Here is a 14,811-nt window from a genome sequence, read left to right as displayed (position 1 = left end):
GCGCACCGCGTTGCCGGCGGCGTCCTGCGGCAGCACCTGCCAGACCGCGTCCCAGGTGCCGACGTCCGACCACGGGAACGACACCGGCAGCACGCCGGCGCGCGTCGTGCGCTCCATCACCGCGTAGTCGATCGAGATCTTGGGCGCCTGCCCGAACGCCGCCGCGTCCAGGCGCACGAAGTCGAGGTCGACGCCGGCCCGCTCCAGCGCCGCGCGGGCGGCGGAGAGCACCGCGGGCGCGTGCGCCTCGAGCTCGGCCAGCATCAGGTCGGCCCGGAACAGGAAGTAGCCCGAGTTCCACAGGGCGCCCTCCGCGATCAGCGCGGCGGCGCCCTCCGCATCCGGCTTCTCGACGAAGCGCGCCACCGCGAAGGCGCCCTCGGCCTCCAGCAGCGCCCCCCCGCGGCGGATGTAGCCGTAATCGGTCGCCGGGCGCGTCGGCTCGATGCCGAGCGTCATGGTGTAGCCGGCCCGCGCGCCGACCGCCGCCGTGCGCACGGCGGCGGCGAAGGCCGGCACGTCGCCGATCACGTGGTCGGCGGCCATGATCAGCACCACCGCCTCCGGGTCTGCCTTGGCCGCGTGCAAGGCCGCCACCGCCACGGCGGCGGCCGAGTCGCGCCCCTCCGGCTCCAGGATGATGTCGGCGGACATCCCGGCCTGGGCCAGCTGCTCGGCGACGATGAAGCGCGACTCGGCCGCCGCGATCACCGCCGGCCGGGCGAAGACCGCCGCGTCGCCCACCCGCCGCGCGGTGGCCTGGAACGTCGATTCCGACGCGTCCACCAGCCGCGCGAACTGCTTCGGCATGCTCTCGCGCGATACCGGCCACAGCCGCGTGCCCGAGCCGCCGCACAGGATCACGGGCAGGATGCGGACGGTGCTCATCGGACGACTCCTGTTCCTGGGACCGGGCCGCACGGCCCGGTCTCGGCGAACCCACGGTAGCGCCCGCGCCGCCGCGAGGCGACTCGATGCCGGTCCAGCCGGCCGCGAATCCGTCGTGATGGCAAACGCCCGGCGTCGGGCGCCTCGGCCGGCGGCCTCACTCCAGCCCGAACGTCCGCCCCGGGAACCCGGCCGCATCGAAGTAGCGCTGGTCCCCGACCTGCTGGAAGCGCAGCACCGCGGTCAGGCCCGCCGGCGACGGTTCCGAGCGGAGCGTGCCGGCCTGCGCCTGCGGTACCGGCGCCTCCCGCATCGCCTCCCGCATCGGGCGGCCGATCAGGCGGCCCTTGGCGGGGATCTCGAGCTTGAGCAGGGCGGCGAGCGTCTGCCCGACATCGGCGTTGCTCACCGGCAGCGGGTCGACGAAGCCGGCCTTGAAGCTCGGGCCGATGGCGGCCATGAAGTTGTGGGTGTCGGCCCGGCTGAAGCTGCCGTGCATGCCCTGGCCCTGCTGCAGCGCCGTGTCGGCGACCTCGACGACGCAGGTCTCCGGGTTGGCGCAGCCGGTGCTGTACGAGCGGAAGTTGACGACGATCGCCGGCGTCGGCGTCGCGGCCTCGCCCTTCAGGTTCACCGCCGAAAGCGGCAGCGTGCCGGGGAAGCGCCCGAGCGCGTCGTCGACGAAGAGGCCGCTGACGTAGTCCTGCGCCAGGAGCGCCGCGATCGTGCGCGCGGCGAGCGCCGTGTCGCCCTTCGGCAGGTAGACGAGGTCCGAGCCGCCGTTGACCGCGACGACGAGGTCCGGCGCCTTCGGGTCGGGGCCGAGCAGCGCGTTGCCGAGCTTCGGCCGCTGGCCGGCGAGGACGGGGGCGGCGCTCGCATCGGGCTCGTGCAGCGGCAGGCCGAGGGCGGCCGCGAGGTCGAGCGCGAGGAAGCCCGGCGGCAGCTGCCCCGCGGGCACGCCGGGAAGCGCGGTCTTCGCCGACGGGCTCGTCGCGCTCTCCTTCGAGATGGTCGAGAAGCCGTGGTCGGCGGCGACGACGATGTCGGTGGTGTCGGCCAGCCCGAGCGCGTCCAGCGCCCGGCGCAGCGCCGCGAGGTTGTCGTCGGCGTTGCGGATGCCGGCGAGCGAGGTCGGCCCGTTGATGCCGGGCACGAGCTTGCCGAGGCTGTCGCCGTGGTTGTGCTGCACGGCGTCCGGGTCGCGCGACCAGTAGACCAGCACGAACGGTTCTTCGCGGGCCTTGAACAGCGGCAGCACGACCTTCGTGGCGACGTCGACGAAGTAGGCTTGCTGCGCGACGTTGGCGACCAGCGTGCCCGGCGTCGTCGCGTCGCCGGCCTTGCCGTTCTCCCCGCGCGAGGGGGCGGCCAGCGGCAGGTCGCCGGCCGCCAGCAGGCCCCGCATCTCGGCGCTGAAGGGGATGCCGCGCGCCGAGCCGGTGTCGTCGTCGACGATGATCGTCGGGGCGCCGTCGCGGCTGGTGTTGTCGAAGTTGAGGGTCGGCCCGAGCTTGCCGATCGCCGCGGTGCTGATCCCGGCCTTGGCGGCGGCCCGCAGCACCGTCTCCTCGTTGAGCCAGTCGCCGTTGAAGAATCCGTTCATCTCGCCGAGCACCGCGTCGTTCTCGACGAAGGGCGTCACCGTCCCGTTCTGCGCCGCGACCGGCTTGCCGACGTAGATCGTGTTCGAGAAGTCGCCGGTGTCGCCGAGGTGGTGGCCGGTCGCCATCGCCGAGCCGTTGGCGGTGGTGAAGGTCGGGAACAGCGAATGGCTGTTGGCGAGGTTCACGCCCTGGTCGCGCAGCGCCGCCATGGCGGGCGCGGTCTCCGGGGTGACCATCCCGGCGCGCATCCCGTCGGGGACGAACAGGATCACGTTGCGGGGGCGCTCGGCCGCCGCGGCGGCGGTGCCGAGCAGGCCGGCGACGATGACGCCGTTGAGGATCGCACGCATCGCCGTCGTCTCCTGAAGCGCCGGCTGGAACGCGGCTCGGGGCCGCTTCTCCCCACGTCCCCATGACGTCCGTGTGACGACGAACGCGGGCGGGGCGGCGGGCGGGTCGGAATCCCCGGCCCGCCCGCGCGATCGGGGCGCGACGCCTACATCGGCGGTGTCAGCCCGTTCTTGCCGACGGCGACCCGGCGGGCGCTCAACGCGCTGCCGTCGCGGGCCGCGGTGACGAAGGCCTTGGCGCCGGGCTTCAGGACCGCCCGGTCGGCCGGCTCGAAGGTCACCACCGGCACCTGGGGCGGCACGACCACCGTCTGCGCGCCGTCCTTGTAGGTCACGGTCAGCGTGCGCTCCCCGCCGCCGGCGGCGCTGGCCGACACGGTGCCGTTGGTCATCGCGCTCTTCACCCGGGGGGCCGGGGCGTCAGCCTTGACCGTGCCATTGGTCATGGCGCTCTTCACCCGGGCGCCGCCGGCGGTGGTGTCGGGGATCGCGTCCCAGCCGTAATGGCCCTCGCCGGTGCCGCGCATGGCTTCGGGGAACAGCACGACCTCGATCGCGGTGCGCGGGCTCTCGCCCTTGGTGGCGGTGCCGATGAAGGTGCCCTCCTTCACGTCTTCGAGGCTGGCCTTGACCACCGAGACGAACTTGGTGTCGTCGCCGAGCGCGATCGTCTCCGACACGCCGTCGATGGTCTTCAGGGTGATCGCGCCGGGCGCGACCGCCTCGATCGTGCCGCGCAGGCGCTCGACGACCGGGGCGGCCTGGGCGCCGCCGATCGACAGGAGGCCGGCGAGGGCGAGAAGCGGGAGGCGTGTCATGAGGGTCCTGTCGTTGGGAAGGCCCGACCATCCGGCACGATCGTCCGAAAGCCTGCGGCTGCGGCCCGACCGCTATCATGCCGGCGCCGGGCCCGGCACCCGCCGGCCGGCGCGGCCATCCGCCTCGCCGGGGCTCGGCCGCGGGGCCTTGCCGCGAAACCTTTCCGGCCGATCTGGTGTTCGAACCGACGGGCCTTTCGCCCGCTCCACCATCGGACAGGCATGCAGATCCACCTCGACGCGGTCGGCGGCATGGCCGGCGACATGTTCGTCGCCGCCCTCCTCGACGTCTTTCCCGAGCACGCCGAGGGCGTGTCGGCGAGCGTCCGCGCGGCGAGCCGGGCGGGCGTCGCCTGCCGCGTGCTGCCGCACAACGACGGCGTGCTCCAGGGCAGCCGCTTCCTGGTCTCCGGGCCCGGCGAGCCCGGTCCCGCGCCGCAGGGCGCGGACCGGCACGCGCACGGCCATCACGCGCACGGCCCCCACGATCACGATCCTGCGCACGGCTCGTCGCACGCCCACGCCCACGCGGGCGACCACGGTCACGATCACCGCCCGTGGTCCGAGATCCGCGTCGCGCTCGAACGCGCCGATCTCGAAGCGGCGGTGCGCGGGCACGCGCTCGCGATCTTCGGCCACCTCGCCGAGGCGGAGGCGCGCGTGCACGGCATCGCGGTCGAGCAGGTGGCGTTCCACGAGGTCGGCGCCTGGGATTCGATCGCCGACATCGTCGCCGCCGCCCACCTCGTCGCCGCGCTCGGCGCCACGCGATGGAGCGTCGGCGCCCTCCCCCTCGGCTCCGGGATGGTGCGCACGCAGCACGGCCTGCTGCCGGTACCGGCCCCGGCGACCGCGCTGCTGCTCGACGGCTTCCCGACCCGCGACGACGGCGTGCCGGGCGAGCGGGTGACGCCCACCGGCGCCGCGATCCTGCGCCATCTCTGCGGCGGGGCCGGATCGGCGCCGAGCGGCCCGCGCCGTCTTGGGCGCTCCGGCGTCGGCTTCGGCACCAGGCGCCTGCCCGGCCTGAGCAACTGCGTGCGGGTGCTCGCCTTCGATGACGCGGCCCCGATGGCGGCGCCGGAGACGCATCCGGACCATCGCACGATCGCGGTGATCGAGTTCGAGGTCGACGACCAGTCCGGCGAGGACTTGGCCATGGGGCTCGACCGCCTGCGGATGCGGGACGACGTGCTCGACGTCGTGCAGATGCCGGTCTTCGGCAAGAAGGGCCGGATGATGGCGCATGTCCGCCTGCTCGCCCGCGCCGACGCCCTCGATGCCGTGGTCGCCGCGTGCTTCTCCGAGACCGCGACGATCGGCCTGCGCCACGCGCTCGTCGCCGGCCGCGCCCTGCCCCGCCGGGCCGCGACCGTCGCGGTCGAAGGCCGGGACGTGCGGGTCAAGCTCGCGGAGCGGCCGGGCGGGCCCACCGCCAAGGCCGAGGCCGACGACGCCCGGTCGCTTGGCGGTCACGCCGCCCGGGCCGCCCTGCGCCGCGAGGCCGAGCGGATCGCCCTCGAGAGGCCGGAGCCGACGTCGTGAGCGCCCTTCCCACTCGGCTCGAGGCCGTCCTGCGCGAGATCGGGTCCGTCGCCGTGGCGGTGAGCGGCGGCGTCGACAGTCTGACGCTGGCGGCGCTCGCCCATCGCGTGCTCGGCGCCGACGCCGCGCTGATGGTGCATGCCGCCTCCCCCGCCGTGCCGGCGGAAGCCACCGCCCGCGTCCGCGCCGAGGCGGCGCGCGCCGGCTGGAGCCTGCGGGTGATCGAGGCCGGCGAGTTCTCCGATCCGGCCTATCGCGCCAACCCGGTGAACCGCTGCTTCTTCTGCAAGACCAATCTCTACGGCGCGATCCGCGGCGTCACCGACCGGCCGATGGCCTCGGGCGCCAACCTCGACGACCTCGGCGAGTACCGGCCCGGCCTCGACGCCGCGGCCGGCTACGGCGTCCGCCACCCCTACGTCGAGGCCGGCCTCGACAAGGCGGCGGTGCGGCGGCTGAGCCGCGATCTCGGCCTCGGCGCGGTGGCCGAGCTGCCCTCCGCCCCCTGCCTGTCGAGCCGGGTCGAGACCGGCATCCGCATCGAGCCGGAGGTGCTGGCCTTCATCCACGCGGTCGAGCGCCGCGTCGGGGCCGCGCTGGCGACCCGGGCAGAGCCGGGCCGCGCCGTGCGTTGCCGCGTGCGCGCCGCTGGGATCGTCGTCGAGCTCGATCCGGCGAGCCTCGCGGCGCTCGATGCCGGCGGCCGGGACGCGCTCGAAGGCTGGATCGCGGCGCAGGCACCGGGACGCCTCGCCGCGAACGCGGTCCGCTTCGAGCCCTACCGCACCGGCAGCGCCTTTCTCGTCGGCGGCGGGGCCCGGGCATGAGCGTTTCCGACGAGTTCACCCTGGATTTCGCCCGCGCCGAGCGGATCGGCCTCGAGGAGGCGGTGTTCTGCGCCGGCAAGTCCGCCGCGCAGATCGACGCGATCCTCGCTGCCGCGGCCGAGCGGGAGGCGCGCTTCCTCCTGACCCGCCTCGACGCGGACAAGCACGCCGCCCTGCAGGCGGCCCACCGCGCGGCGCTGGATTACTGCCCGGTCTCGCGCACCGCCGTCTTCGGTGCTGCCCGTCCGGTCGAGGGGCCGGCCCGCATCGCCGTGGTCGCGGCCGGCACCTCCGACGTGCCGGTCGCCCGCGAGGCGTTGCGGACGCTGGCCTACCAGGGTTGCGCGGCGACCCTCGTCGCCGATGTCGGCGTCGCCGGCCTGTGGCGGCTGACCCGGCGCCTCGACGAGATCCGCGCGCACCCGGTGGTGATCTGCGTCGCCGGCATGGACGCGGCGCTGCCCAGCGTGCTCGGCGGCCTCGTCGCCGGCGTGGTGATCGGCGTGCCGACCTCGGTCGGCTACGGCGTCGCCGAGGGCGGCCGCACGGCGCTCGACGCGATGCTCGCGAGCTGCGCCCCCGGCCTCGCGGTCGTCAACATCGACAACGGCTACGGCGCGGCCTGCGCCGCCCTGCGCCTGCTCCACACCGCCGAACGCCTCCGGGCGGCCGGCTGAACCGATCCGTCGCCCGAACTCAGGAGAATCCCATGGAACGCCGCAGCTTCCTTCAGAGCGCCGTCGTCGGCGCGGGCCTCGCCGCAGCCGGCGGCAGCACCGCCACCGCGGCCGTCGACCCGACGGCCCTGCCCGGCAACCGGCCGTCCGATCCCGCGAGCCTCCCCCTCGTCACCGATCCGGGCGAGCGCCGCGGCGAGATGCTCTATCGCGCCTTCGGGCGCCATTCCGACAAGATCTCGGCCATCGGCATGGGCGGGTTCCACCTCGGCAAGAGCGCGGTGACGGACGACGAGGCGACGCGGCTGATCCACCAGGGGATCGAGCGCGGCATCACCTTCATGGACAATTGCTGGGACTACAACGAGGGCCGCTCCGAGCTGCGCATGGGCGCGGCGCTGCAGGAAGGCAGCCGGCGCGACAAGGTGTTCCTGATGTCCAAGATGGACGGGCGCACCAAGGAGGAGGCGACGAAGCAGATCGACGCCTCGCTGCACCGCCTGCGCACCGACCGGATCGACCTCGTCCAGCACCACGAGATCCTGCGCTACGACGACCCGGACCGGGTCTTCGCCGAGGGCGGCGCGATGGAGGCCTTCGTCGAGGCGAAGAAGGCGGGCAAGCTGCGCTACATCGGCTTCACCGGGCACAAGGACCCGCGCATCCATCTGCAGATGCTGGAGGTCGCCCACGAGCGCGGGTTCCAGTTCGATTCGGTGCAGATGCCGCTCAACGTCATGGACGCGCATTTCCGCTCGTTCGGCCACCTCGTCCTCCCCTACCTCGTGCAGAACGGCATCGCCGCGCTCGGCATGAAGACCTTCGGCGACGGCGTCATCCTGAAGAGCGACGCGCCGATCAAGCCGATCGAGTACCTGCATTTCGGCCTCAACCTGCCGGTCTCGGTGCTGATCACCGGCATCCAGAGCCAGCGCGACCTCGACCAGGCGTTCGAGGCGGTGAAGACCTTCCGCCCGATGGACAAGGCGGCGGTCGCCGAGCTGCTCGGGCGCAGCCGCCCCTACGCGCTCGAAGGCAAGTACGAGCTGTTCAAGACCAGCGCGACCTTCGACGGCACCGCCAAGAACGCGGCCTGGCTCGGGGAGGACGTCCCGGGGGTGAAGACCCTCGCCCCGACGATGGAGTGATTTTTGCCAGGGTGTCGGTGACCCCTGGCGCCCGCCGCCCATCCATCCGATGATCGACCCGACCCTACCGTCAGGACACCCCATGAAGCGTCTCGCCGCCCTCGCTCTTCCCGCCCTCGTCCTGCTGCCGCAGGCGGCGCTCGCCCATCCCGGCCACGGCGAGGCCGCGGGCCTCGTCCACGGCTTCCTGCACCCGGTGAGCGGAGCCGACCACGTCCTCGCCATGGTCGCGGTCGGGCTGCTGGCGGCCCTGCGCGGCGGCCGGGCCCTGTGGGCGCTGCCCGCGGCCTTCCTGGCGCTGATGGCGGCGGGCGCCGGGCTCGGCATGGCGGGCGTCGAGGTCTCCGGCCTCGGCCTGCCGGTGGCCGAGACCGGGATCGCCCTGTCGGTGGTCGCCTTCGGCCTCGCGGCCGCGTTCGGCCTCCGGCTTCCGGTCGCCGCGCTCGGCGCCCTCGTCGGCGGCTTTGCCGCGTTCCACGGCTACGCCCACGGCGCGGAGATGCCCGAGACCGCCTCCGGCCTCGTCTACGGCCTCGGGTTCCTCGCCGGCACCGCCCTGCTCCACGCCGCCGGCCTCGGCCTCGGCCTGGCGATCGCGGCCGGCACCCGCCGTACGGTCATGGCTCCCATGCTCGGCGGCGCGGTGGTCGCCTCCGGCGTCGTGCTGCTCGCAGGGCATTTCTAAGTCGAGACCTCCGGCGGGGCAGGCACCCGCCGGAGTTCGAGCTTCCGAGATCTATGATTCATCTTTCAAGACGGCTGATTTCCACCAACCTGGACTCTATAGTTCTCAGTTTGGAACGATTATGATTTGAGCATGTGACGAACAAGCCTCTTCCAATTTCGGCGCGGCCGGGTATGCGATGCATCCCATGCGCGCGCTCCGTCTCACCCTCCCCCTGCTCGCCGGCCTGGCCGGCCTCACCGCCTCCGCGGTCGCCAAGGAGATCCCCGTCGGGCCCCACGTGACCCAGAACGGTCTCGAGGTCGCGGCGGTGTACCTGCAGCCGATCGAGATGGACCCGCCCGACATGATGCGCGCGGCGGCGCAGTCCGACCTGCACCTCGAGGCCGACATCCGCGCCGCCAAGGACAACCGCAACGGCTTCGCCGAGGGCGATTTCGTGCCGTCGCTGACCGTGACCTTCGAGGTGGTGAAGCTCGACGGCGACAAGCCCACCGACCAGAAGGTCTCGGGGCCGCTGATGGGCATGGTCGCCAACGACGGCCCGCATTACGGCGACAACGTCAAGCTGTTCGGGCCGGGCCGCTACCGCCTCAAGCTCACCGTGGCGCCCCCCGGCCCGCACGCCCATTTCGGCCGCCACGTCGACAAGGAGACCGGGGTGGCCGAGTGGTTCAAGCCGTTCGACATCACCCAGGACTTCACCTTCGCCGGCATCGGCAAGAAGGGCGCGTACTGAGGATGCGGGCCGCGACCGGTCTTCCCGCCCGCTGGGCGCTGCTCGCCCTCGCACCGCTTCTCCTGGCGCCGCTTCTCCTGGCGCCTCGGGCCGCGCGCGCCGACGACATGCCGGTGATCAAGGTCGAGATGAAGGACGGCGTGATCCTGCCCGCGATCATCGAGGTTCCGGCCAAGACCCGCTTCAAGCTGGAGATCTCGAACACCGGAACCTCGCCGGTGGAGTTCGAGAGCCTCGAGCTGAAGCGCGAGAAGGCGCTCGCCGCCGGCTCGACCTCGTCGATCATCTTCCGCACCCTCGATCCTGGCAGCTACGACGTCTTCGACGACTTCCATCCGGAGGCGAAGGCGACGCTGGTGGCCAAGGATTCGGTGGCGAAGTAGCCGGTGGCCGGCGCGACCCTCAGCCCCGGCCGGGAGGCCTGGATCGACGGACGCCTCGCCGACTTCGGCGACTGGCTCCGCCGGCACGGCGGCGTGCTGCGCACCATCCAGTGGGCGGTGGTCGGCATCTACGTCGTGCTCGTGGCCGTGCCCGCCTTCCTGCCGCTGCCCGACCGCGGCGCCCATCTCTGGTCGAACCTGACGCTGGCGGCGCAATTCGCGTTCTGGGGCATCTGGTGGCCGTTCGTGCTGCTCAGCATGGTCATCGCCGGGCGCGCCTGGTGCGGGGTGCTGTGCCCCGAAGGCACGCTCACCGAGTTCGCCAGCCGGTGGAGCCTCGGCCGCGCCGTGCCGCGCTGGATCACCTGGGGCGGGTGGCCGTTCCTGGCGTTCGCCGGCACCACGGTCTACGGCCAGATGGTCAGCGTCTACGGCTACCCGAAGCCGGTGCTCGCCGTGCTCGGCGGCTCGACCGTGGCGGCGATCCTCGTCGGCGCCGTGTACGGGCGCAACAAGCGGGTGTGGTGCCGCTACCTCTGCCCGGTCAACGGCGTGTTCGCGGTGCTCTCCAAGCTCGCGCCGGTGAGCTTCCAGGTCGACGGCGCCGCCTGGAGCGCCTCGCCGAAGCCGAAGCCGGGGCAAGGCTTCAACTGCGCGCCCCTCGTGGCGGTGAAGACCATGCGCGGCTCGGGCGCCTGCCACATGTGCGGGCGCTGCAGCGGCTATCGCGGCGCCGTGCGGCTGGCCCGCCGCTCGCCCAACCACGAGATCGTGCACGTCGCCGGCGACGAGCCCTCCCTCGACCAGACCGTGCTGATCCTGTTCGGCATGATGGGCCTCGCCGTCGGCGCGTTCCAGTGGTCGTCGAGCCCCTGGTACATCGACGGCAAGCAGTGGCTCGCCACCTGGCTGATCGAGCGCGGCGTCACCTGGCCGCTGGAGACCTCGGCGCCGTGGTTCGTGCTGACGAACTACCCCGAGCACAACGACGTGCTCACCCTCCTCGACGGCGCGATGCTGCTCGCCTACATCGCCGCCGCCTGCCTCGGCATCGGGCTCGCGCTGACCGGCCTGGTCGCGCTCGCGACCCGTGCGGGCGGGCCGTGGTCCACCGCCCGCTTCCACCACCTGACGCAGGCGCTGATCCCGATCGCCGGCTGCGGCGTCTTCCTCGGCCTCTCGGCGCTCACGGTCAGCTTCCTGCGCGGCGAGGGCTTCGTCCTGCCCTTCGTCGACGAGGTCCGCGCCGGCCTCCTCGGCGGGGCCAGCCTGTGGAGCCTGTGGCTGGCCTGGCGGATCGCCGGCCTGTCGGCCGGCGGCCCGCGCCGGGTCGCCACCACCCTGTGCATCGGTGCCGCCGCGGGCCTCGCGGTGGCGAACTGGGCGCTTCTGTTCTGGATCTGGTAGCGCGCGAGCGCCCCATCAACGCGAAAGCCGGGATATCCGCATGATCGGAGCCTTCGTCATCGCCTTCCGCGAGGTCATCGAGGCGGGCCTCATCATCTCGATCGTGCTGGCGGCCACCCGCGGCATTCCCGGGCGCGGCCGCTGGGTCGCGCTCGGCATCGTCGGGGGCCTGGCCGGCGCCGCCCTCGTCGCGCTGTTCGCCGAGAAGATCTCGGACGCGTTCGAGGGCGCGGGGCAGGACCTGCTCAACGCCGCCGTGCTCATCGTCGCCGTGCTGATGCTGGTCTGGCACAACACCTGGATGGCGGCCCACGGGCGCGAGCTCGCGGGCGAGCTGCGGGCGGCGGGCGAGGCCGTCCGCTCCGGGCAGCGCACCGCGGCGGCGCTGGCGCTGGTCGTCGGCGCGGCGATCCTGCGCGAGGGCGCGGAGCTGGTGCTGTTCCTCTACGGCCTCGTCGCCTCGGGCGCCTCGGGGGCCGACCTGCAGGCCGGGGCGCTCGCCGGCGTCGGCGCGGGCGCCCTGCTCTCGGGCATCAGCTATTTCGGCCTCGCCGCGATCCCGAGCCGCTACGTGTTCTCGGTGACGAGCGCGCTGATCATCTTCCTCGCCGCCGGCCTCGCGGCGCAGGCGGCGCAGTTCCTGTCGAACGCCGGCATCGTCACCGGGCTCGACCAGATCCTGTGGAACTCGTCCGGCCTGATCCCGGAGAACGGCTGGCCGGGCCGCGTGCTGCACGCGCTCGTCGGCTACACCGACCGCCCGACCGCGCTCCAGGGCATCGTCTACGTCGGCACGATCCTGGTGATGGTCGGGCTGATGCAGGTGACCGCCTCGAGCAAGCGCCGGGCCCTGCGCACCGCCTGAGCGCCTCGGCCGGCACGCAACAGCGGCAACGAAAAGCCCGCCGCGATCGGATCGCGGCGGGCTTTTCTCGTCGCGTCCGCTCCCCGTACGGGGAGGCGCGGACTACTCGGCGGCGGCCGGCGCGGCCTTCGCCTTGCCCTTGTTCTTGTCGGTGCGCTCGGCGATGCGGGCGGACTTACCGCGGCGATCGCGCAGGTAGTACAGCTTGGCCCGGCGCACCTTGCCGCGGCGCACCACCTTAATCGAATCGATCAGCGGGCCGTGGACCGGGAACAGGCGCTCGACGCCCTCGCCGTAGGAGATCTTGCGGACGGTGAAGCTCTCGTTGAGGCCGCCGCCGGAGCGCGCGATCACCACGCCCTCGTAGGCCTGGACGCGGGTGCGCTCGCCTTCCTTGACCTTGACGTTCACGATCACCGTGTCGCCGGGCTGGAAGTCGGGGATGGTCTTGTTCAGTCGAGCGACTTCTTCCTGCTCGAGCTGCTGGATGATGTTCATGAATAGCTCCGGCCGTCGCGCCGCGCTGCCCCGGATGGGCTTGCGGGCGTCAGGATTTCGGCATCCTGTTTTGAGTTGGCGCCGCGATACACCAAGCCCACGCGCTTGTCGATTGCCGGCCGCGCCCGTCGATTGCCGGCGGCGATTGCCCATTGCCGGCGGGGGCCGTCGATTGCCCGCCCCGGTTGAGAAAATCCGGTCCGCGGTCCACATGGAGGATGGCGCGAGACGCGCCGTTCCCGGCCGGCCTTGAACCGGCGCAGCGGACGAGGATCCTGTCAGACATGTTCATCCAGACCGAAGCGACCCCGAACCCCGCCACCCTGAAGTTCCTGCCCGGCCGGGTGGTGCTGCAAGAGGGCACCTTCGAGGCCAAGGACGCGGACGGCGCCGCCCGCTCGCCCCTGGCGCAGCGCCTGTTCGACGTGCCCGGCGTCGCCGGCGTGTATTTCGGCCACGACTTCATCTCGGTGACCAAGGCCGACGGCGTCGACGAGTGGCCGCAGGTCAAGCCGGCCCTTCTGGGCGCGATCATGGAGCACTTCCAGTCCAGCGCGCCGGTGATGGCGGAAGGCTCCGCGCAGGCCGACGACGACGCCGAGGAATTCTACGACGCCGCCGACCACGACACCGTGGTGACGATCAAGGACCTGCTCGAGACCCGCGTGCGCCCGGCGGTGGCGGGCGACGGCGGCGACATCACCTTCCGCGGCTACAAGGAAGGCGTCGTCTACCTGGAGATGAAGGGCGCCTGCTCCGGCTGCCCGTCCTCGACCGCGACGCTCCGGCACGGCGTGCAGAACCTGTTCAAGCACTTCCTGCCCGAGATCCGGGAAGTCCAGGCGGTCTGAGACCGGCGCTTCGAAATCGCGGCGCTTCGGGTGCGCGCCCAGCCGGCACCCGAAGCGCCTTTGCAACACCTTCTCCCGAACCGCGCGCCGACGGCCGCCCCGCACTGACGGGCGCGGCCGTTTTGGCTTAGGCTCGCGGCTTCCTTCAGAGGGCGGACGGGAGCGAAGCCCCGGCGAACGGGAGTGGGCGTGCATATCCTGGCCATCGACACGGCACTCGAGCTCTGCTCGGCCTGCGTCGCGACCGAGGCGGCCGACGGGTCCGTCGATCTGCTCGCGCAGGAATCCATGACGCTCGCCCGCGGCCACGCCGAGGCGCTGCTGCCGCTGGTCGAGCGGGTGATGGCCCGGTTCGAGGCCGGGTTCGAGGGCCTGTCCCGCGTCGCCGTCACCGTCGGCCCCGGCAGCTACACCGGCCTGCGCGTCGGCCTGTCGGCGGCCCGCGCCGTCGGCCTCGCCGCCGGCATTCCCGTGGTCGGGGTCACCACCCTCTCGGCGCTGCTGGCGCCGCAGCTGGCGCTGAACGGCGACGGCCTGGTCGCCGCCGCGATCGATGCCCGCCACGGTGCGGTCTACCTCCAGGCGATGAGCGCGGGCGACGGCATCGTCGTGCCGCCGACGCACCTGCGCCTCGAGGAGGCCGCCGACCGGCTCGGGGCCGGCCCCGTCACCCTCGTCGGCTCCGGTGCCGCCCTCCTGGCCGCCGTGCTCCGGGCCCGCGGGATCGCGGTCGACGTCGCGGGCGCCGGCGGGCCCGACATCGCCTGGGTCGCCTCGCTCGGCCTGGTCGCCGACCCGGCCCAGGCCCTGCCCCGGCCGATGTACCTGCGCGGGGCCGACGCCCAGCCGCAGGACCACGCGCGGATCGCCCGCCGATGACACGCAAGCCTCATCGCTCGGACCGTTCCGGCGGCCTTCGGCCGCCGGCAAGCGCGAAGGCGCGCCGCCGATGCGGCGGATCGCCCGCGATGCGGCGGCATCGAGGGCCACAGGCATGAGCCGCCCGGTCTCGCCCTTCTGGCCGCTGGAATGGTGGCTCGCCTGGTGGGAGGCCTGGGGCCCCGAGCCCTACGTCGCGCCCTTGCGCGAGGCCGACCAGGCGCGCACGCTCGCCCGGCTCCACGCCACCGCCTTCGCGCGGCCCTGGGACGCGCACGAGTTCGAGCGGATGCTGTGCGAGCGCGCGACGCAGGGGCACGCCCTGTGGCGGGCCGGCGCGATGCAGGGCTTCATCCTGTCCCGCAAGGTCGCCGACGAGGCCGAGATCCTCACCGTCGTGCTGGCGCCCTCCGCCCGCGGCGGCGGCCTGAGCCATCGGCTGCTGCGCGAGCATCTCGGGCACCTGGCGCTGATCGGCGTCGCGCAGGTCCACCTGGAGGTCGACGAGGGCAATGCGCCCGCGCTCAAGCTCTACGCCCGGCACGGGTTCACCCGGGTGGGCACGCGGACCGGCTACTACGCGCAGGCCGACGGCAGCCGCGCGACCGCGCTCACCATGCGCGCCGACCTGACGTGAGCGCCCG

At 73.2% G+C, this 14,811-nt stretch carries 16 protein-coding genes; 12 read left to right on the top strand and 4 right to left on the bottom strand.

Annotated elements, in window-relative coordinates; all coding sequences use genetic code 11:
* The 3 genes from MKK55_RS23400 to MKK55_RS23390 form a co-directional block, all read right to left on the bottom strand.
* Positions 1 to 888: mannose-1-phosphate guanylyltransferase (locus MKK55_RS23400; RefSeq protein ID WP_243937861.1), on the bottom strand; the 888-nt coding region annotated here is incomplete at its 3' end.
* Between the two features lie 157 nt (positions 889 to 1,045).
* Positions 1,046 to 2,845 carry an alkaline phosphatase family protein gene (locus MKK55_RS23395; protein WP_243937860.1) on the bottom strand — a complete coding sequence of 600 codons (1,800 nt, stop codon included), beginning with the start codon at positions 2,843 to 2,845 and terminating at the stop codon, positions 1,046 to 1,048.
* A 146-nt stretch (positions 2,846 to 2,991) separates the two neighbouring features.
* Positions 2,992 to 3,663 carry a metal ABC transporter permease gene (locus MKK55_RS23390; RefSeq protein WP_243937859.1) on the bottom strand — a complete coding sequence of 224 codons (672 nt, stop codon included), beginning with the start codon at positions 3,661 to 3,663 and terminating at the stop codon, positions 2,992 to 2,994.
* Positions 3,664 to 3,885: 222 nt separating this feature from the next.
* Between MKK55_RS23390 and MKK55_RS23385 the strand changes: the two genes are divergently transcribed.
* The 9 genes from MKK55_RS23385 to MKK55_RS23345 all read left to right on the top strand — a co-directional run bounded on the left by MKK55_RS23385 (position 3,886) and on the right by MKK55_RS23345 (position 11,939).
* Positions 3,886 to 5,208, top strand: coding sequence for a LarC family nickel insertion protein (locus tag MKK55_RS23385; protein ID WP_243937858.1), 1,323 nt, complete (start codon positions 3,886 to 3,888; stop codon positions 5,206 to 5,208).
* Positions 5,205 to 6,035: an adenine nucleotide alpha hydrolase gene (locus MKK55_RS23380; protein WP_243937857.1), complete on the top strand. Its 831-nt coding sequence runs from the start codon at positions 5,205 to 5,207 to the stop codon at positions 6,033 to 6,035. The genes MKK55_RS23385 and MKK55_RS23380 overlap by 4 nt, the downstream gene beginning before the upstream one ends.
* Positions 6,032 to 6,712 carry a nickel pincer cofactor biosynthesis protein LarB gene (gene larB, locus MKK55_RS23375; RefSeq protein WP_243937856.1) on the top strand — a complete coding sequence of 227 codons (681 nt, stop codon included), beginning with the start codon at positions 6,032 to 6,034 and terminating at the stop codon, positions 6,710 to 6,712. The genes MKK55_RS23380 and larB overlap by 4 nt, the downstream gene beginning before the upstream one ends.
* A 32-nt stretch (positions 6,713 to 6,744) precedes the next feature.
* The gene (locus MKK55_RS23370; protein ID WP_147729793.1) at positions 6,745 to 7,860 is read left to right on the top strand and encodes an aldo/keto reductase; all 1,116 of its coding nucleotides are present in this window, start codon (positions 6,745 to 6,747) and stop codon (positions 7,858 to 7,860) included.
* 82 nt (positions 7,861 to 7,942) lie between these two features.
* Positions 7,943 to 8,545: a HupE/UreJ family protein gene (locus MKK55_RS23365; RefSeq protein WP_147859046.1), complete on the top strand. Its 603-nt coding sequence runs from the start codon at positions 7,943 to 7,945 to the stop codon at positions 8,543 to 8,545.
* A gap of 178 nt (positions 8,546 to 8,723) precedes the next feature.
* Positions 8,724 to 9,284, top strand: coding sequence for an iron transporter (locus tag MKK55_RS23360; RefSeq protein WP_405042906.1), 561 nt, complete (start codon positions 8,724 to 8,726; stop codon positions 9,282 to 9,284).
* Between the two features lie 2 nt (positions 9,285 to 9,286).
* The gene (locus MKK55_RS23355; RefSeq protein WP_243935714.1) at positions 9,287 to 9,667 is read left to right on the top strand and encodes a cupredoxin domain-containing protein; all 381 of its coding nucleotides are present in this window, start codon (positions 9,287 to 9,289) and stop codon (positions 9,665 to 9,667) included.
* 3 nt (positions 9,668 to 9,670) lie between these two features.
* The gene (locus MKK55_RS23350; protein ID WP_243937855.1) at positions 9,671 to 11,074 is read left to right on the top strand and encodes a 4Fe-4S binding protein; all 1,404 of its coding nucleotides are present in this window, start codon (positions 9,671 to 9,673) and stop codon (positions 11,072 to 11,074) included.
* Between the two features lie 40 nt (positions 11,075 to 11,114).
* Positions 11,115 to 11,939 carry an FTR1 family protein gene (locus tag MKK55_RS23345; RefSeq protein WP_147859047.1) on the top strand — a complete coding sequence of 275 codons (825 nt, stop codon included), beginning with the start codon at positions 11,115 to 11,117 and terminating at the stop codon, positions 11,937 to 11,939.
* 102 nt (positions 11,940 to 12,041) lie between these two features.
* Here the strand turns inward: MKK55_RS23345 and rplS are convergent, their stop codons facing one another.
* Positions 12,042 to 12,437, bottom strand: a complete 396-nt coding sequence (rplS, locus tag MKK55_RS23340; RefSeq protein WP_147729513.1) for a 50S ribosomal protein L19 — start codon at positions 12,435 to 12,437, stop codon at positions 12,042 to 12,044.
* A gap of 284 nt (positions 12,438 to 12,721) precedes the next feature.
* Here rplS and MKK55_RS23335 point away from each other — a divergent pair, with 284 nt between their 5' ends.
* From MKK55_RS23335 to MKK55_RS23325, 3 genes are all read left to right on the top strand, one after another.
* Positions 12,722 to 13,288: a NifU family protein gene (locus MKK55_RS23335; protein ID WP_243937854.1), complete on the top strand. Its 567-nt coding sequence runs from the start codon at positions 12,722 to 12,724 to the stop codon at positions 13,286 to 13,288.
* A 189-nt stretch (positions 13,289 to 13,477) separates the two neighbouring features.
* Entirely contained in the window at positions 13,478 to 14,167 is a 690-nt protein-coding gene (gene tsaB / locus MKK55_RS23330) for a tRNA (adenosine(37)-N6)-threonylcarbamoyltransferase complex dimerization subunit type 1 TsaB (protein ID WP_243937853.1), read from the top strand.
* A 115-nt stretch (positions 14,168 to 14,282) separates the two neighbouring features.
* Positions 14,283 to 14,804, top strand: coding sequence for a GNAT family N-acetyltransferase (locus MKK55_RS23325; protein WP_147844003.1), 522 nt, complete (start codon positions 14,283 to 14,285; stop codon positions 14,802 to 14,804).
* Positions 14,805 to 14,811: the final 7 nt, after the last annotated feature.

Origin of the sequence: Methylobacterium sp. J-059, assembly GCF_022829485.1 — a bacterium.
Lineage (GTDB): Bacteria > Pseudomonadota > Alphaproteobacteria > Rhizobiales > Beijerinckiaceae > Methylobacterium.
The sequence above is the reverse complement of the archived record's forward strand: the minus strand, read 5'-3'. Positions and strand labels throughout refer to the sequence as shown.